At 69.1% G+C, this 15,982-nt stretch carries 19 protein-coding genes and 1 tRNA gene; 6 read left to right on the forward strand and 14 right to left on the reverse strand.

Annotation, left to right across the window (positions count from 1 at the left end; all coding sequences use genetic code 11):
* Nucleotides 1-15: 15 nt before the first annotated feature.
* From AC07NN_RS11355 to flgB, 4 genes are all read right to left on the reverse strand, one after another.
* Nucleotides 16-2,091: a TonB-dependent receptor gene (locus AC07NN_RS11355; protein ID WP_494640736.1), complete on the reverse strand. Its 2,076-nt coding sequence runs from the start codon at nucleotides 2,089-2,091 to the stop codon at nucleotides 16-18.
* Between the two features lie 93 nt (nucleotides 2,092-2,184).
* A complete protein-coding gene (gene fliE / locus AC07NN_RS11360; protein WP_494640738.1) occupies nucleotides 2,185-2,499 on the reverse strand; it encodes a flagellar hook-basal body complex protein FliE in 315 nt (104 codons plus the stop codon).
* 10 nt (nucleotides 2,500-2,509) lie between these two features.
* Nucleotides 2,510-2,929 carry a flagellar basal body rod protein FlgC gene (gene flgC, locus AC07NN_RS11365; protein ID WP_494640740.1) on the reverse strand — a complete coding sequence of 140 codons (420 nt, stop codon included), beginning with the start codon at nucleotides 2,927-2,929 and terminating at the stop codon, nucleotides 2,510-2,512.
* 11 nt (nucleotides 2,930-2,940) lie between these two features.
* Nucleotides 2,941-3,384, reverse strand: a complete 444-nt coding sequence (gene flgB, locus AC07NN_RS11370; protein WP_494641875.1) for a flagellar basal body rod protein FlgB — start codon at nucleotides 3,382-3,384, stop codon at nucleotides 2,941-2,943.
* A 109-nt stretch (nucleotides 3,385-3,493) separates the two neighbouring features.
* On the opposite strand from flgB, the gene AC07NN_RS11375 reads away from it, so the two are divergent.
* From AC07NN_RS11375 to AC07NN_RS11385, 3 genes are read left to right on the forward strand one after another with little or no spacing between them, the layout of a single operon-like run.
* Nucleotides 3,494-3,811, forward strand: coding sequence for a FliO/MopB family protein (locus AC07NN_RS11375; RefSeq protein ID WP_494641879.1), 318 nt, complete (start codon nucleotides 3,494-3,496; stop codon nucleotides 3,809-3,811).
* Complete coding sequence (gene fliP / locus AC07NN_RS11380) at nucleotides 3,808-4,608, forward strand: flagellar type III secretion system pore protein FliP (RefSeq protein WP_494641885.1); 801 nt, start codon at nucleotides 3,808-3,810, stop codon at nucleotides 4,606-4,608. Before AC07NN_RS11375 ends, fliP begins: the two co-directional genes overlap by 4 nt.
* Nucleotides 4,609-4,650: 42 nt before the next feature.
* On the forward strand, nucleotides 4,651-5,562 hold the full coding sequence (locus AC07NN_RS11385) for a ribokinase (protein ID WP_494640742.1): 912 nt from the start codon (nucleotides 4,651-4,653) through the stop codon (nucleotides 5,560-5,562).
* On the opposite strand, the gene AC07NN_RS11390 is transcribed toward AC07NN_RS11385, so the two are convergent.
* The 7 genes from AC07NN_RS11390 to hutI form a co-directional block, all read right to left on the reverse strand.
* A complete protein-coding gene (locus AC07NN_RS11390) occupies nucleotides 5,559-5,834 on the reverse strand; it encodes a DUF5985 family protein (RefSeq protein ID WP_494640744.1) in 276 nt (91 codons plus the stop codon). The genes AC07NN_RS11385 and AC07NN_RS11390 overlap by 4 nt on opposite strands.
* Nucleotides 5,831-6,097: a DUF5985 family protein gene (locus tag AC07NN_RS11395; RefSeq protein ID WP_494640746.1), complete on the reverse strand. Its 267-nt coding sequence runs from the start codon at nucleotides 6,095-6,097 to the stop codon at nucleotides 5,831-5,833. The genes AC07NN_RS11390 and AC07NN_RS11395 overlap by 4 nt, the downstream gene beginning before the upstream one ends.
* Nucleotides 6,094-6,474, reverse strand: a complete 381-nt coding sequence (locus AC07NN_RS11400) for a hypothetical protein (protein WP_494640748.1) — start codon at nucleotides 6,472-6,474, stop codon at nucleotides 6,094-6,096. The genes AC07NN_RS11395 and AC07NN_RS11400 overlap by 4 nt, the downstream gene beginning before the upstream one ends.
* Nucleotides 6,475-6,533: 59 nt before the next feature.
* Nucleotides 6,534-8,198 (reverse strand): urocanate hydratase, encoded by a 1,665-nt coding sequence (gene hutU, locus AC07NN_RS11405; RefSeq protein ID WP_494640750.1) that lies wholly within the window; start codon nucleotides 8,196-8,198, stop codon nucleotides 6,534-6,536.
* A gap of 124 nt (nucleotides 8,199-8,322) precedes the next feature.
* Nucleotides 8,323-9,135 carry an N-formylglutamate deformylase gene (gene hutG / locus AC07NN_RS11410; protein ID WP_494640752.1) on the reverse strand — a complete coding sequence of 271 codons (813 nt, stop codon included), beginning with the start codon at nucleotides 9,133-9,135 and terminating at the stop codon, nucleotides 8,323-8,325.
* On the reverse strand, nucleotides 9,132-10,673 hold the full coding sequence (gene hutH, locus AC07NN_RS11415) for a histidine ammonia-lyase (RefSeq protein ID WP_494640754.1): 1,542 nt from the start codon (nucleotides 10,671-10,673) through the stop codon (nucleotides 9,132-9,134). Before hutH ends, hutG begins: the two co-directional genes overlap by 4 nt.
* On the reverse strand, nucleotides 10,658-11,863 hold the full coding sequence (hutI, locus tag AC07NN_RS11420; RefSeq protein ID WP_494640756.1) for an imidazolonepropionase: 1,206 nt from the start codon (nucleotides 11,861-11,863) through the stop codon (nucleotides 10,658-10,660). The genes hutH and hutI overlap by 16 nt, the downstream gene beginning before the upstream one ends.
* 31 nt (nucleotides 11,864-11,894) lie before the next feature.
* On the opposite strand from hutI, the gene AC07NN_RS11425 reads away from it, so the two are divergent.
* From AC07NN_RS11425 to AC07NN_RS11435, 3 genes are all read left to right on the forward strand, one after another.
* Nucleotides 11,895-13,328, forward strand: a complete 1,434-nt coding sequence (locus AC07NN_RS11425; protein WP_494640758.1) for a formimidoylglutamate deiminase — start codon at nucleotides 11,895-11,897, stop codon at nucleotides 13,326-13,328.
* The gene (gene hutC / locus AC07NN_RS11430; protein WP_494640760.1) at nucleotides 13,325-14,032 is read left to right on the forward strand and encodes a histidine utilization transcriptional repressor HutC; all 708 of its coding nucleotides are present in this window, start codon (nucleotides 13,325-13,327) and stop codon (nucleotides 14,030-14,032) included. Before AC07NN_RS11425 ends, hutC begins: the two co-directional genes overlap by 4 nt.
* Before the next feature lie 88 nt (nucleotides 14,033-14,120).
* Nucleotides 14,121-14,660, forward strand: a complete 540-nt coding sequence (locus tag AC07NN_RS11435) for a DUF1993 domain-containing protein (protein ID WP_494640762.1) — start codon at nucleotides 14,121-14,123, stop codon at nucleotides 14,658-14,660.
* 229 nt (nucleotides 14,661-14,889) lie between these two features.
* Here AC07NN_RS11435 and AC07NN_RS11440 read toward each other — a convergent pair whose 3' ends face one another.
* The 3 genes from AC07NN_RS11440 to ybaK all read right to left on the reverse strand — a co-directional run bounded on the left by AC07NN_RS11440 (nucleotide 14,890) and on the right by ybaK (nucleotide 15,949).
* Entirely contained in the window at nucleotides 14,890-15,303 is a 414-nt protein-coding gene (locus AC07NN_RS11440) for a GFA family protein (RefSeq protein ID WP_494640764.1), read from the reverse strand.
* A gap of 40 nt (nucleotides 15,304-15,343) precedes the next feature.
* A tRNA-Met gene (locus AC07NN_RS11445) sits at nucleotides 15,344-15,420 on the reverse strand.
* 52 nt (nucleotides 15,421-15,472) lie between these two features.
* The gene (gene ybaK, locus AC07NN_RS11450; RefSeq protein ID WP_494640766.1) at nucleotides 15,473-15,949 is read right to left on the reverse strand and encodes a Cys-tRNA(Pro) deacylase; all 477 of its coding nucleotides are present in this window, start codon (nucleotides 15,947-15,949) and stop codon (nucleotides 15,473-15,475) included.
* Nucleotides 15,950-15,982 lie beyond the last annotated feature (33 nt).

A 15,982-nucleotide genomic window follows, 5' to 3' on the forward strand; every position in this document is an offset into this window, starting at 1 on the left:
CTTTCTTTTGTCCGCTCAGGAGCCGCCGCCCAGCTTGTAGGTCAGGGACAGGCGCGCGCGAGGCGCGGGCTCGCGGGTTTCCGAGATCTCGACGAAATCGGTTCCGGTGTTCCAGCCGCGCGAATGGCCGGTGTCCAGCAGGTCGGTGACCACCAGGATAGCCGAGACCTTGCGGGTCAGCGCGCGCCGCCAGGTGAGGTCGACGCGGAGATAGTCCGAATAGCGGTTCTGCAGCGCGCGCTCCGGGCCGAAATAGCGCAGGGCCAGCTGAACCTGGTCGCCCTCGCGCTCGCCCCTGGCCGGGGCGCTGTAGTCCAGCTGGCCATTGCCGCCGTAGTTGGTGCGGGTCAGCGATCGGGTTAGCCCGCCTTCGCGCACCAAGCCCTCGTGCTGATAGAGGTTCAGGGTCGCGGCGTACTTCCAGCGCGCGCCCAGCGGCCCCCGGGCGGACACCTCGGCGCCCCGGTCGACGGCGCGGCCGCCGTTGATGGTGGTGGACAGCGCGACGCCTTCGGGCGTGAGCGCGGTGACGCTGCTCCACACGCCGTCCTGCTCGCGGTCGTAGAGCGTCACGTTCAGGCCCTGGCCTTTGATCTTGTAGTCCAGCCGCGCCTCGTAGGCGTGGGTCGTCACCGCCTTCAGGTCGGGATTGCCGGCCGAGGCCTTGGTGCTGCCGTCGTAGTTCACCGACGGATCCAGGCGGCTGGCGTCCGGCCGCTGAATGCGCCGGGAGTAGCTGAGCCGCACGCCCAGGTCCTTGGCCAGAGACCGGCTGAGATGCAGGCTGGGGAAGAGGTCGGTCGCCTTCCTGTCGACCCTGCGCCCTGACGCGGTCACCGCGAAGTCGTCGGCCTCGACCCGCAGGCCGGGCAGGGCGGTCCAGGGGCCGAGCGGGAACTGGAAGGTCGCATAGGCCGCCGCCAGGTCGCGCCGCCCCTGCAGCCGCCGATCGAAGCTGGCGACCAGGCCGGGGTCCGCGGCTGGATTGGAGAAGGCGGTCTGGAGATTCTCGTCGTCGCGCGACCAGGCCGCGCCAGTGCTCAGAAGCTGCTTGGCGCCGAAGGGGCGGGCGTAGTCCAGCTTCACTTCGGCCCGGTGGCTCAAGGCGTCGTCCAGCGCCGCGAAGCGCCGGCTTCGGGTCGCGAAGACGTTCTCGTAGGCGTTGTCCGTGCGAAAGCGCGACCGGTCGAGGGACCCTTCCAGCTTCAAGGTCTCGCCTTCACGCAGGCCGGTCCATTCGTAGACAGCGCCGACGCCCGATGACCTGTAGCGCCAGTCGCCATCCTGGCGCTCGACATAGTCCGCGAAGGCGGGGGCGTCGGAGTCGAAGGCGCGGGTCGTGTTCCGGTCCCAGTCGTTAGCGAAGACCTCCCCGGTCAGGGTCAGCAGCCGGCGCTCGGTCGGGCGGTAGGTGACCTTGAGGTCGCCGAACAGGCGATCGCCGCTCTGTTCGGTCTGGCCGTCCTCGGTCCGTGTCTCCCGAGGCGCGCCGCCGGGCGTAAGGGTCCGGGTCCGACGCGTGCTGGATTCCTGCTTGGCCCGGCCCACCGTCAGGGAGCCGCCGACCGACCACTTGCCCAAGGCCAGGGTCGGGTTCAGCACCAGCTCGACCTCGCCGTCGTTCTCCGCGCGCGCCGTCACCGCGCCCGTCCAGCCGGGGCCGTAGCGCTTGCGGGTGACGATGTTGATGATCCCGGCCGAGCCCTGGGCGGCGTATTGGGCCGAGGGGTTGGTCATGACCTCGATCTTGTCGACGTCGGCCCCGCTCATGGCCCCCAGCTTGTCGGACGAGACCGGCTTGCCGTCGACCATCACGCTGACGCCCGAGGCGCCCAGCAGCTGGACGCGGCCGGTCGGCGTCACATTGACCGACGGCAGCTTGCCCAGGATGTCGAGCAGGGGCGCGCCCTTGGCCTGGGGGTCGTTCTTGATGTCGTAGACGTTGCGGTCGATGCGGGCGACGGCTTCGGGACGGGCGGCCTGGACGACGACGTCCGAGACTGCGGTCTGGTCCTTGGCGCCGCTTGGCGCCGTCTGCTGGGCGACCTGCTGCGCGGCCAGCAGCGCAGCGGCGAAATACGCTTTATACATCCGGTCCCCCGACGACTCGGGAGACGATATCTCTTGGATTGCGGTTTAAAAGCGCTGACCGCGAAGGTTGAGGCGTATTTGCGCCAACAGCCCTTAGATCGGCATCCGCATGATTTCCTGGTACGCCGAGATGACCTGGTCGCGGACGGCCATCACGGTTTCCAGGCTGGCCTCGGCCGAGCTGATGGCGGTGACGACATCGACCAGTTCGGCCTTGCCGGCCACCTGGTCGGCGATCTTGTGCTCGGCGACCTTGGAGGCCTTGGTGGCGCCATCCATGGTCGACTTCAGCAGGTCGCCGAAGTCGATGCCGCCCTTCTTGTCCGAGCCGCCGATCGAGCCGACGGAACCGATCCCCATGGCGCCTTGCGAGGCATAGGCCTTGGCGGCGGCGAGCGCGGTGATCATGGCCTAGCCCCTACTTCTTGAGGATGTCGAGCGTGCGCGACTGCATGGAGCGCGCGGTCTCGATGACGTTGAGGTTGGCTTCGTAGGCGCGCTGCGCCTCCTTCATGTCCAGCGCCTCGACCAGCGAATTGACGTTGGGCAGCTTGACGTAGCCCTTGGCGTCGGCGGCCGGGTTGCCGGGGTCGTACTCGGTCTTGAAGTCGCTCTGGTCCGGATCGACGCGCAGCATCTGCACGCCCTCGGCGCCCGCGACCTTGGTCGGCTGGAACACCGGGACCTGACGGCGGTAGGGATCGCCGCCGGCGGTTCGCGAGGTCGAGTTGGCGTTGGCCAGGTTTTCCGCGATGACCCGCATGCGGCCCTGCTGGGCGCGGAGGGCCGAAGAGGCCACGGCCATGGTGGCCAGCGAGTTCGATTTGATCTCAGGCATCGGTTACGTCCTCAGCCGTTCGGCTTGCGCGCGGCCATGCGCAGCATGTTCATGGACTTCTGGTAGAAGGTGATCGCCGCGTCGTAGTTCATCCGCGCGTCGGTCATCTTGAGCATCTGGTCCTCGAGCGAGACCGCGTTGCCGTCGAGGGTCGTTTCCGAGTCGGCGCCCGAGGTCGCCCGCCAGGCGCTGGGGGCGTTCGACGGGGCCATGTGCGAGTTCGAGGTGGCCATCATGGTCACGCCCGAGGTCGGGGCCGCCTTGCCACCGCGATAGACCGGGCCCGAGGCCTGGTTCATCAGCGAGGCCTGGAAGCTGTAGGCCTTCAGGTCATGCGGGCGGTAACCGGGGGTGTCCGCGTTGGCGACATTCTGGGCGACAAGCTTCTGGCGCTCGGTCAGATAACCGAGGCGGCTCTTGAGCATGCTGAAGAGGGGGATGTCGTCCGGACCCATGACGATCATGGTGAAGAAACAGGGTTAATTCGGCATTAAGAACCCTCAGGCACACCAGGACCGTAGGCACGTTTTGCCTGCGCCAAGTTGTCTCGCTTTTGGGCGGCCCATGGACCCCATCGAATTCATCCGCGCCCTCGCGGCCCTGGCCTTCACGCTGGGTCTGATCGGCTTGGCCGCCTGGGGCCTGCGCAAGTACGGGCCCGAAGCCATCGGCCGCATGGTCGCCGCGCGCCAGGATCGCCGCTTGAGGATTGTCGAGAGCCTGGCCCTCGACCCGACCCGCCGCCTGGTGGTGGTCAGCCTGGACGGCGAGGAGCGCATGGTGCTGCTGGGCGACGGCAAGCTGCTGGACTGGGTCCCCGACCCGAAGGCCGCCAAGTCCGCTACCGCGTCGACCATCAAAGCACCGGAGCCCGTGGTCTGATGCGCGACCTGATCAAGAGCGTGACGGGCGCGAAGCCGGAAGACCTCCGCCGGGCCGCGATCGTGTCCGTGCTGGCGGCGATCGCCTTCGGGATCATGCCCGCCGCGGCCATGGCCCAGTCGGCGGTGAACATCAATCTGGGCACCGGCGCGGGCCTGACCGACCGGGTCGTCCAGCTGGTCGGCCTGATGACGGTGCTGTCGCTGGCCCCGTCCATCGTGATCATGACCACCTCGTTCGTGCGGATCGTGGTGGTGCTGGGCCTGCTGCGCACCGCCATCGGCATCCAGCAGAGCCCGCCGAACCCGGTGATCATCAGCCTGGCCCTGTTCCTGACCGCCATCGTCATGGGCCCGACCTTCGAGAAGTCCTACGACGCGGGGATCAAGCCGCTGCTGGACCACCAGATGGAGCTGCCCGAGGCCTTCGAGGCGGCCGGCGGCCCGGTGAAGGGGTTCATGCTGCGCCAGGTCAATCGGGACGACCTCGCCCTGTTCGTGCGCCTCTCCAAGACGCCCCAGACCAAGAACGCCCAGGAACTGCCGCTGCAGGTGGTGACGCCGGCCTTCATGATCTCGGAGCTGAAGCGCGCGTTCGAGATCGGCTTCCTGCTGTTCATCCCGTTCCTGGTCATCGACCTGGTCGTCGCCAGCGTGCTGATGAGCATGGGCATGATGATGTTGCCGCCGGCGACGATCAGTCTGCCGTTCAAGCTCATCTTCTTTGTGCTAGTGGACGGCTGGCGACTCGTTTGCGGCAGCCTCGTGGAGAGCTTCCAGCGTGGCGGCGGCGGTTAGGCCCCGGCCAAAAGTGATCAAGACTTCTAGAAGACCAAGACCATGACTGTATTCGTTCTCGGCTCGATCAATCTGGACGCCGTGGCCCGGGTGGACGACCTGCCTCGCCCGGGTGAGACGGTGGCCGGTCTTTCGCTGGAGCTGTTCCTGGGCGGCAAGGGCGCCAACCAGGCGGTGGCCGCCGCCCGCATGGGCGCGCCGACCCGGCTGATGGGCGCCGTCGGCGGCGACGACAGCGGCAAGAGCCTGAAGGCCAAGCTGGCCGGCTACGGCGTGCAGGTGGCCGACGTCATGGAGCTGGAAGGCGTCCCGACCGGCCAGGCCCACGTCTGGGTCGCCGACAGCGCCGAGAACATGATCGTCGTCACCGCCGGCGCCAACGCCATGGTGACGCCGCAGCAGGTCTCCGCGACCCCGATCGAGGGCCAGCGCGTCCTGCTCTGCCAGCTGGAGACCCCGGCCACCGCCATCGAGACCCTGTTCCGCACCGGCGCGGCCAAGGGCGCGCTGCGGATGCTGAACGCCGCTCCGGCCCTGCCGCAGGGCGCGGCCCTGTTCCCGCTGACCGACATCCTGATCCTGAACCAGACCGAGCTGGCGACCTACGCCAAGCTGGCCCGCGAGCCGTCGCGCCTTGAGGAGGTCTCGATCGCCGCCCGCAAGCTGATGAGCCGCCCGGACCAGACGATCATCGTCACCCTGGGTTCGGCCGGCGTCGCCGCCGTACGCCGCGACGAGGCGTTCCTGGTCGAGGGCAAGAAGGTCAAGGCCGTCGACACCGTCGGCGCGGGCGACTGCTTCTGCGGCTCGCTGGCCGCCGCCCTGGCCTCGGCCATGGACCTGCGCGAGGCCGTCGAACTGGCCAACGGCGCGGCCGCCCTGTCCGTCCAGAAGGCCGGCGCGGCGCCGTCGATGCCCAGCCGCCGCGAAGTCGAGGCTTTCCTCGAAGGCTAGGCTTCCGGCCCGCGTCGCAGGTTCTTGCCGACCACGGCCACGATGATCAGCAGGAAAGCAGCCAGGCGGATCAGGTAGATGCCGCCGCGTTCCTCCTGCGGTATGCCCAGGATCACCGGCAGCGCCTGGTTCAGCGCCATCAGGGCGAAGGCCGCCGAGAAGGCCAGGAACAGACCGTCCCGCGTTCGCCCCCAAAAGCGCAGGAAGAACGCCGCCAGCACCAGAAAGCCGGTGGCCAGAGCGCCCGCGACCAGGCCTTCGATTGGAGTCATTGGTCCACCTCCCAGATGAAGGCGTAGACCAGCACGCCGATCGCCGCGACCAGGGCCAGCTGGCGCGGCCACCACAGCTCGACCTGCACCGGCAGCAGCACCAGGTCCACGACCAGCAGCAGGTTGTTCAGGGCCAGGAAGCCGAACGAGATGGCGGTCCACAGCAGCAGGCGCGTACGGGCCTTGAGCCACGCCCGGGTCAGCAGTCCGGCGCAGGTGAGGCTGGCGGCCAGGCACAGGCCGTAGACGACGGCGGGTGTCACTTGTCGCCTCCCTTGCTGGTGAATTTGAACGCGTCGGCCAGCGACTGCAGGCGTTCCACCGGCGTCGAGATCCAGCGGATCACCGTCACCGGCTTCACGCGATAGGCCTCCTCCAGCTCGTCGCAGAGGGCGGCCAGGGCCGGGGCGGCGGGGCGATAGCGGAAGCAGCCGGCGTCGTCCGGCACGATCAGGCCGGCGGCGGTCAGGGCGTCGAGATTGCCGTCGACCAGCGCGTGGCTGGCCCGCATCGCCTCGACGAGCGCGTCCGCCGACCAGCACCGCTCGGGGTCGGCCTTGAGCTTCAGCAGAAGCTCCAGCGCCCATACCGAGCGGATGTGCTCGCGTATGAAGCGGAAGACGTCAGGGTCCCCAGTCACGCCGGGGACCTTAAGGGGCGAGGCCCCGGGAGCAAGCTGAGCCGTGGACTTTTCTGGGGTTAGAGAATCGCCGGCAGGTCCAGGCCCTTGTCCCGCGCACAGTCGAGGGCGATGTCGTAGCCCGCGTCGGCGTGGCGCATGACGCCGGTCGCCGGGTCGTTCCACAGCACGCGCTCGATACGCTTGGCGGCGGCTTCGGTGCCGTCGCAGACGATCACCATGCCCGAGTGCTGCGAGAAGCCCATGCCGACCCCGCCGCCATGGTGCAGCGACACCCAGGTCGCGCCCGAGGCGGTATTCAGCAGGGCGTTCAGCAACGGCCAATCCGACACCGCGTCCGAGCCGTCCTTCATCGCCTCGGTCTCGCGGTTGGGCGAGGCGACCGAGCCCGAGTCGAGGTGGTCGCGGCCGATGACGATCGGGGCCTTCAGCTCGCCGCTGGCGACCATCGCGTTGAAGGCCAGGCCCAGGCGGTGACGGTCGCCGAGGCCGACCCAGCAGATACGCGCCGGCAGGCCCTGGAACTTGATCTTCTGGCCCGCCATGTTGAGCCAGTTGTGCAGGTGCGGATTGTCCGGGATCAGTTCCTTTACCTTGGCGTCGGTCTTGGCGATGTCTTCCGGATCTCCCGACAGCGCCGCCCAGCGGAATGGGCCGACGCCCTGGCAGAACAGCGGGCGGATATAGGCCGGCACGAAGCCCGGGAAATCGAAGGCGTTCGCGACGCCTTCCTCCAGCGCCATCTGGCGGATGTTGTTGCCGTAGTCGACGGTCGGGACGCCGGCGGCCTGGAAGTCCAGCATCGCCTTGACGTGCACGGCCATCGAGGCGCGGGCGGCCTTGTTGACGCTTTCCGGATCGCGCTCTTTCGCGTCGGCCCATTGGTCCAGAGTCCAGCCGGCCGGCAGGTAGCCGTTGATCGGGTCGTGGGCGCTGGTCTGGTCGGTCAGCAGGTCAGGGCGGATGCCGCGCTTGAACATCTGCGGCAGCAGCTCGGCGGCGTTGCCCAAGAGGCCGACAGAGATAGGCGTCTTGGCGGCGCAGGACTCTTCGATCCAGGCCAGGGCCTCGTCGAGGCTGTCGGTCGACTTGTCGAGATAGCTAGTGCGCAGGCGCATCTCGATCCGCGAGGGCTGGCACTCGATGGCCAGGCACGAGGCGCCGGCCATCACCGCCGCGAGCGGCTGGGCCCCGCCCATGCCGCCCAGACCCGCCGTCAGCAGCCACTTGCCCGACAGGTCGCCGGCATAGTGCTGGCGGCCCATCTCGACGAAGGTCTCGTAGGTGCCCTGAACGATGCCCTGGGCGCCGATATAGATCCACGAGCCGGCGGTCATCTGGCCATACATGGCCAGGCCCTTCTTATCGAGCTCGTTGAAGTGCTCCCAGTTGGCCCAGCGCGGCACCAGGTTGGAGTTGGCGATCAGCACGCGCGGAGCGTCCGCATGCGTGCGGAAGACGCCGACCGGCTTGCCGGACTGGACCAGCAGGGTCTGGTCGTCCTCAAGCCGGCGCAGGGTCTCGACGATCTTGTCGTAGCTCTCCCAGTCGCGCGCGGCGCGGCCGATGCCGCCATAGACGACCAACTCCTCCGGGCGCTCGGCGACGTCGGGATGCAGATTGTTCATCAGCATCCGCAGCGGGGCTTCGGTCAGCCACGACTTGGCGGAAAGCTCGGTCCCGGTGGCGGGGCGGATGACGCGGGTGTTGTCGCGGCGGGTCATGATCGGTCTTTCGGCGGGCCGCCCTCGTCCTTCGACAAGCTCAGGATGAGGGCTACTGAAGGCTCGGGGCGACAATTCGAAACCTCACCCTGAGCCTGTCGAAGGGCGAGGTTTCGCGGCGCGGTCAGGCTGTGTTCGCGAAGTCCAAACAGGCGTTGAGGACGTCTTCGAGCACCGCGCGTAGCGGCTCGGCGTGGTCGGCGTGGAAGGGCGTGGGCCAGGTGTCGGGTGTCGGGGCTTCGGCCGGATCGTCCATGTAGCCCCGGCAGGCCAGCTCCATCTGGATGGCGTGGACGCCGGTGGAGGGCTGGCCATAGTGGCGCGTCGTCCAGCCGCCCTTGAAGCGGCCGTTGGTGACGCGCGAGCGCCCCGAGGCGTCGCAGGCGGCCTCGACGGCGGTGGTCAGGGCCTCGGCGCAGGACGCGCCGCTATTGGTGCCGAGATTGAACTGCGGCAGCTCGCCGTCGAACAGGCGCGGGACGAGCGAGCGGATCGAGTGGGCCTCGTAGAGCACCACGGTCGGATGCAGCCCGCGCAGGCGGTCGATCTCCTCGCGCAGGGCGGCGTGGTAGGGCTCGAAGTAAGCGGTGCGACGCCGGTCGATCTCGGCCTGATTGGGGCCACCGTCGCGATACAGCGGCTCGCCGTCGAAGGTGGTGGTTGGACACAGCTCCGTCGTCGCCTGGCCCGGATAGAGCGAGGCGCCCGACGGGTCGCGATTGACGTCGATGACCGTCCGCGAGATCGCCGTCCGCACGATCGTCGCGCCCATCCCCTCCGCGAAGGCGTAGAGCCGGTCGACCCACCAGTCGGCGTCCTTGCGGGCCAGCCAGGGGGAGACGAGGCCGGCCTCGATGTCCGGCGGGATCTCGGTCCCGGTGTGGGGCAGACTGACGATCAGCGGGGCGTCGCCGCGCGTGACCTGCAGCCAGCTCACGCGACGAGCCCCGGCAGCTCGCCCGCCGCCGCGATCACCGCGCCCGACCGGACCAGGGCGTTGGCCGCCTCCATGTCCGGGTGGAAGTGCCGGTCGTCGTTCAGGTGCGGAACCTCGGCGCGGGTCAACTTCCGTACCGCTTCCAACGCGTCGCTCGACCGCAGCGGGGCGTGGAAATCACACCCCTGCGCCGCGGCCAGCAGTTCGATGCCCAGCACCGCCGTGGCGTTTTCGACCATGCCCATCAGGCGCCGCGCGCCGTGGGCGGCCATCGAGACGTGGTCTTCCTGGTTGGCCGAGGTCGGGATCGAGTCGACGCTGGCCGGATAGGCCTTCTGCTTGTTCTCCGAGACCAGGGCGGCGGCGGTGACCTGCGGGATCATGAAGCCGGAGTTCAGGCCCGGCTTGGGCGTCAGGAAGGCGGGCAGGCCCGACAGCGCCGGGTCGACCAGCATGGCGATGCGGCGCTCGGCGATCGAGCCGATCTCGCAGACGGCCAGGGCGATCATGTCGGCGGCGAAGGCCACCGGCTCGGCGTGGAAATTGCCGCCCGACAGCGCCTCGTCGGCTTCCGGGAAGATCAGCGGATTGTCGGAAACACAATTGGCCTCGGTCGCCAGGGTCGTGGCGGCCTGGCGCAGCACATCCAGCGCCGCGCCCATCACCTGCGGCTGGCAGCGCAGGCAGTAGGGGTCCTGGACGCGCTCGTCCTCCTTCAGGTGCGAGGCGCGGATCTCGGAGGTCGCCATCAGGCCGCGAAGGGCGGCGGCGGTCTCGATCTGGCCGGCGTGGCGGCGCAGCGTGTGGATGCGCGGGTCGAACGGCGTGTCCGAGCCCTTGGCGGCTTCGGTCGAGAGCGCGCCGGTGACCAGGGCCGACTGGAACAGCAACTCGGCCTCGAACAGGCCCGCCAAGGCGTTGGCGGTCGAGAACTGGGTGCCGTTGAGGAGGGCCAGACCTTCCTTCGGACCCAGGGTCAGGGGCTCCAGACCCGCCTGCGCCAGGGCCTGCGCCGCCGGCAGCCGCTCACCGCCGACGAAGATCTCGCCGACCCCGATCATGGTCGCGGCCATGTGCGACAGCGGCGCCAGGTCCCCCGAGGCGCCGACCGAGCCCTGGCAGGGGATCACCGGGGTGAGGCCCTCGACCAGCATCTCCTCCAGCATCCGCACGGTCTCGACCCGCACGCCCGAAGCGCCCTGCGCCAGGCTGGCCAGCTTCAGGGCCATCATCAGGCGGATGACCGGAACCGGCGACGGCTCGCCCACGCCCGCCGCATGCGACAGGACGATGTTGCGCTGCAGGGTCTCCAGGTCGGCGTCGCCGATGCGGACGCTGGCCAGTTTCCCGAAGCCGGTGTTGATGCCGTAGACCGGCTCGCCCTTGGCCAGGATGCGCCGCACGGCCGCCGCGCTCTCGGCGATCACCGGCCAGGCGGTCTCGGCCAGGCGCGCCGAAGCCCCGCGATAGATCGCCTTCCACTCGGCCAGCGGCACGTCGCCGGGGTTCAGAACAAGCTCGGTCACAGGCCTCTCCACACGCGGGCATGGAGCGGGTTGAAGCCCATGCGATAGACAAGTTCGGCGGGACGCTCGACGTCCCAGATGGCGAGATCGCAGGCCTTGCCGGCCTCCAGCGTCCCGCGATCGTGCAGCAGCCCCAGCGCCCGCGCGGCCTCGCGCGTCACGCCGGCCAGGCACTCCTCGACGGTCATCCGGAAGAGGGTGGCGGCCATGTTCATGACCAGCAGCGGCGAGGTCAGGGGCGAGGTGCCGGGATTGCAGTCGGTGGCCAGGGCCATCGGCACGCCGGCCGCGCGCAGGGCCGCGATCGGCGGCGCCTTGTGCTCGCGCGTGAAGTAGTAGGCGCCGGGCAGCAGGGTCGCGACCGTGCCCGAGGCGGCCATGGCGGCGATCCCGGCTTCGTCCAGGTGCTCCAGGTGGTCGGCCGACAGGGCGTCGAACTCGGCGGCGAGCGACGCGCCGTGGAGGTTCGACAGCTGCTCGGCGTGCAGCTTGACGGGCAGACCGTGGCTGCGGGCGGTCTCGAACACGCGGCGGATCTGGTCGGGCGAGAAGCCGATGCCTTCGCAGAAGCCGTCGACCGCATCGGCCAGGCCGCGCGCGGCGATGGCCGGGATCATCTTTTCGCAGACCAGGGCGATGTAGCCGTCCTTGTCGTCGCGATACTCCGGCGGCAGGGCGTGGGCGCCCAGGAAGGTCGTGTTGACCCCGACGCGGCGGATGTCGGCGAGGGCGCGGGCGGCGCGCAGGCTCTTGATCTCATCGTCGAGGGATAGGCCATAGCCGGACTTGATCTCGACCGTGGTGACGCCCTCGGCGATCAGGGCGTCGAGACGGGGCAGGGCGGCCTGGACCAGTTCGGCTTCCGAGGCGGCGCGGGTGGCGCGCATGGTCGAGACGATGCCGCCGCCGGACCGGGCGATCTCCTCGTAGGAGGCGCCGGCCAGGCGCAGCTCGAACTCGTGAGCGCGGTCGCCGGCGAAGACGAGGTGGGTATGCGGATCGACCAGGCCAGGAGTGATCCAGCGGCCGTCGACGTCGATGGTCTCGGCGGCCTCGAAGGCGGGTGCGTCCCCGGCGGGACCAGCATAGGCGATGGCGCCGTCCAGGCTGGCGACGACGCCGTCCTCGACCACGCCCAGGCCTTCGCAATTCGAAGCCAGGGTGGCGAGGCGGGCGTTGATCCACACCCGATCACAGCGCATGAGCTGGCCTCCCAACCGCGCGAGCCGGCCCTTGCGGCGCGCTTCAATATGTATAGACATATTTGCGAACGATGAGGCTTGTCCAGTGACCGACGCGCAGAATCCGACTGAATCCTCGACGGTCGTCTGGTGCGAGAGCGCCCTGCTGGCCGACGGCTGGGCGCGCGGCGTGAAGTTCACGATCACCGACGGCCGCATCGCCCGGATCGATACGGATGCCTCGGCCGGCGACGCTCAGCGCCTCGGTCCCGCCCTGCCGGGCCTGGGCAATGTCCACAGCCACGCCTTCCAGCGCGCCATGGCCGGCTTAGCCGAGACGCGGGGCGAGACGGGGGACAACTTCTGGACTTGGCGCGAGGTCATGTACCGCTTCCTGGAGCGGCTGGACCCCGACATGGCCCAGGCCATCGCCGCCATGGGCCAGGTCGAGATGCTGGAGGGCGGCTTCACGCGGGTGGGCGAGTTCCACTACCTGCACCACGCGCCCGACGGCGGGTTCTACGACAACCCGGCCGAGATGGCGGCGCGGATGGCGGCGGCGGCCGAGGAGACCGGCATCGGCCTGACCCTGCTGCCGGTGTTCTACGCCCACAGTAACTTCGGCGGCCTGCCGCCTACGGACGGCCAGAAGCGCTTCATCCACGACGTCGACGCCTTCGCGCGGCTGGTTGAGGCCTGCCGCGAGATCGTCGCGCCGCTCTCTGACGCGGTGGTGGGCGTCGCGCCGCACAGTCTGCGCGCGGTGACCGGCGAGGAGCTGAACGCCCTCATCCCGCTGGCCGCCGGCGGGCCAATCCACATGCACGTGGCCGAGCAGACCAAGGAGGTCGACGACTGCCTGGCCGCCACCGGCCAGCGTCCCGTCCGCTGGCTGATGAACCACACCGAGGTCGACAAGCGGTGGTGCCTGATCCACGCCACCCACATCAACGCCACCGAGACCGAGCGCCTGGCCAAGAGCGGCGCGACGGCGGGCCTGTGCCCGGTGACGGAAGCCAATCTCGGCGACGGGGTCTTTCCGACACCGGACTATCTGGCCGCTGGCGGCGCTTTCGGAATCGGCACCGACTCCAACATCGTGATCGACGCCGCCCAGGAATTGCGGACCATGGAATACGCCCAGCGCCTGACCCGCCGGGCTCGCAACGTACTGGCCGGCGGCCCGCGCCGCTCGACGGGCGGCGACCTGTGGCGCGCGGCCGTGACCGGCGGCAGCCAGGCCCTCGGCGTTGGCCGAGGCGGTCTGCGTCGCGGCGCGGCGGCGGACTTCATCACCTTGGACGCCAACCATCCGAACCTGGTCGGCCGCTCGGGCGACACCCTGATCGACAGCCTGGTCTTCGCCGGCGGCGGCATCGACACCGTCTGGCGGCACGGCAGGCAGTTGGTCTCCGGCGGTCGCCACCATGCCCGCGAGGCCATCCAGGCCCGTTACGTCCAGACCCTGAAGGCCCTGTTGGCGTGACCGGGCCGCTGCACCAGCGCATCCGCTCGGAGATCGAGGCCAGGATCCGCTCCGGCGAGTGGGAGCCCGGCCATCGCGCGCCGACCGAGGCGGAGCTGATGGCCGAGTACGGTTGTTCGCGGATGACGGTCAGCAAGGCCATGACCGCCCTGGTCGAGGCTGGGCTGATCGTGCGCCGCAAGCGCGCAGGCTCGTTCGTGGCTCGGCCACGCGTCCACGCGCCGGTGCTGAACATCCCCGACATCCAGTCCGAGATCGTCGCGCGCGGTGAGACCTATGGCTTTCGCCTGCTGGCGCGCACGGTGCGGGCGGCGGACCGCGACAGCCCCGAGGAGGTCGAGCTGGCGGCGGGCGGCAAGCTGCTGGCGCTGGACGGCGTCCACGACGCTGGCGGCCGGCCCTTCGCCCTGGAACGTCGCCTCGTCTCGCTGAAGGCCGCGCCCGAGATGGCCGACGCCGACTTCGACGCGCACCCGCCTGGCGCCTGGCTCTTGGAGCACGTCGCCTGGACCGAGGCTGAGAGCCGCATCAGCGCCGTCAACGCCGACGCCGACGACGCGCGCCTGCTGGCCCTGGACGAAGGCGCGGCCTGCCTGGTCGTCGACCGCCGCACCTGGCGCGAGGGTCAGCATGTCACCCGCGTCCGGCAGGTGTTCCCGGGCGAGGCGTACGATCTGGTCGCGCGGTTTGGGCCTTCGGTCTAATTCGCAGCGCCATCGGCGCACGGTGAATTATGGGTTGGCGCATCGATGCTCGGTCCGCTTTCCTGCGGCCTAGACCGGAGGAAAGCCCATGGACCTGCACACGCTCGCGATCCCGACCTTTGTCCAGATGCTGAAGGGCATGTCCGCCCAGCTGACCAAGGCGGAGGCCTATGCGGCCGATAACGGCCTGTCGCCTCAGGACCTGGTCGACGCACGGCTGGCGTCCGACATGTTCCCGCTGTCGACCCAGGTGCGCTTCGCCTGCACTCAGGCCAGCGATCTGCTGGGCCGTCTCACCGGCTCCGACTCGTTCGCGCCCGCCGAGGACGCCACGGACTTCGACGGCCTGCGGGCGCAACTGGCCGATGCGGTGGCCCGGCTGGAGGCGACGCCGGCCTCGGCGTTCGACGGCGTCGACGACAAGAAGCTGGAACTGAAGATGCCCAACGGCATCATCTTCGACATGACCGGCGCGCCGTTCGTCCGCGACTGGTCGCTGCCCCAGCTCTATTTCCACACCATGGCGGCCTACACGATCCTGCGCCACAAGGGCGTGCCGCTGGGCAAGCCCGACTGGGTCAGCCACATGTTCGGCTACATCCGGCCGGGGACGTTCCCGGGCGGGTGAGGGACTCCGGGCGTTAGTCCGAGGCGACATCGATCAACGAGCAACCCCTGCCTTCCTGGGCCTTGTGCCCAGGACCCATGGTTCAGATGCAAGGGAAGTCAGGCCGAGTTCACGGGCTGGCCGCCGCGCGAATCCGGAATGCCCACACCCGCCTCAGGCATGGGGCCTGGGCACAAGGCCCAGGAAGGCGCGGGACTGATGTCGTCGCTGGATCAACGTTGATCCGCCGTTAGTCCGGCATCGTCTCGAAGATCGCCACGCCTTCCGGCGGGATCACCCAGTCGGGTCGGTCGTGGTTGAACAGCAGCATGGCCGGCTTGAACAGGCTCGGGTCGTCCAGGCTTCCGGCATAGATCGTGTGGCTGTCGGAGAGCCCATGCTCGCCGCCGAACACCAGCCCGCCGCAGGTCGGGCAAGAATTGCGCGTGGACACGCCGCCTCGGTAGGCCGGGCAACGATACTGCCGCGCCGGTCCGGTGATGGTGAGAGCCTCGGCCGCGAAGCCCATGAACGGAATGAATCCCGATCCCGACGCCTTGCGGCAGTCGCTACAGCAGCACATCCCCATGTAGTCGGGCGCGCGGGAGGCTTCCCAGCGCAGGGCGCCGCACAGGCATCCGCCTTTGAAGGTCGAGGTGGTCATGTGAGGGAGAGTGAAGCCTGCTCGAAAGCCGGTCAAATCCTGGTGGCGGGGGGCGGGATCGAACCGCCGACCTGTGGGTTATGAATCCACCGCTCTAACCATCTGAGCTACCCAGCCGCACCAGGAGGCGCGGCTTATAGGCGAGAAGCGGGCGGGATTTCAAGCCCGGCTACTCCGCGACGATCGCCGCCGTCACCGCGCCTAGGGCCTTCACCGCATCCGCCGGCGCCAGCTTCACCTGCAGGCCGCGCTGGCCGCCGTTGATGAAGACGTAGGGTTCGGAAAGCGCGGCTTCCTCCAGCACCGTGGGCATGCGCTTCTTCTGGCCGAAGGGGCTGACGCCGCCGACCTTGTAGCCGGTGATCCGTTCGGCGTCGGGGACCGGAGCCATGGCGGCCGACTTGCCTTTGAGCGCGGCGGCCAGCTTCTTCATGCTGACCTCCTTGTCAGAGGGCAGGATGGCGCAGGCGGGCTTGCCGTCCAGCATCACCACCAGGGTCTTGAGCACGCGGCAGGGGTCTTCGCCGAGAGCCTCGGCCGCTTGGAGACCGACGCGCTCGGATCCAGGGTCGTAGTCGTACGTATGCAGGTCGAAGGCGACGCCGGCCTTGGTCAGTGCAATCGTGGCGGGGGTGCTCTTGGACATGGTTCCGGGTGATACCCAACTGTGTGAAGCGTT

Source organism: Caulobacter sp. GW821-FHT09H08 (assembly GCF_059415885.1).

Bases quoted from the DNA above. Each gene is read 5' to 3' on its own strand.
- AC07NN_RS11435 (WP_494640762.1), top strand. From the start codon at position 14,121: ATGGACCTGCACACGCTCGCGATCCCGACCTTTGTCCAGATGCTGAAG.
- AC07NN_RS11390 (WP_494640744.1), bottom strand. From the start codon at position 5,834: ATGACTCCAATCGAAGGCCTGGTCGCGGGCGCTCTGGCCACCGGCTTT.
- hutI (WP_494640756.1), bottom strand. From the start codon at position 11,863: ATGCGCTGTGATCGGGTGTGGATCAACGCCCGCCTCGCCACCCTGGCT.
- AC07NN_RS11385 (WP_494640742.1), top strand. From the start codon at position 4,651: ATGACTGTATTCGTTCTCGGCTCGATCAATCTGGACGCCGTGGCCCGG.
- hutU (WP_494640750.1), bottom strand. From the start codon at position 8,198: ATGACCCGCCGCGACAACACCCGCGTCATCCGCCCCGCCACCGGGACC.
- ybaK (WP_494640766.1), bottom strand. From the start codon at position 15,949: ATGTCCAAGAGCACCCCCGCCACGATTGCACTGACCAAGGCCGGCGTC.
- flgC (WP_494640740.1), bottom strand. From the start codon at position 2,929: ATGCCTGAGATCAAATCGAACTCGCTGGCCACCATGGCCGTGGCCTCT.
- flgB (WP_494641875.1), bottom strand. From the start codon at position 3,384: ATGGGTCCGGACGACATCCCCCTCTTCAGCATGCTCAAGAGCCGCCTC.
- AC07NN_RS11355 (WP_494640736.1), bottom strand. From the start codon at position 2,091: ATGTATAAAGCGTATTTCGCCGCTGCGCTGCTGGCCGCGCAGCAGGTC.
- fliE (WP_494640738.1), bottom strand. From the start codon at position 2,499: ATGATCACCGCGCTCGCCGCCGCCAAGGCCTATGCCTCGCAAGGCGCC.
- AC07NN_RS11440 (WP_494640764.1), bottom strand. From the start codon at position 15,303: ATGACCACCTCGACCTTCAAAGGCGGATGCCTGTGCGGCGCCCTGCGC.
- AC07NN_RS11375 (WP_494641879.1), top strand. From the start codon at position 3,494: ATGGACCCCATCGAATTCATCCGCGCCCTCGCGGCCCTGGCCTTCACG.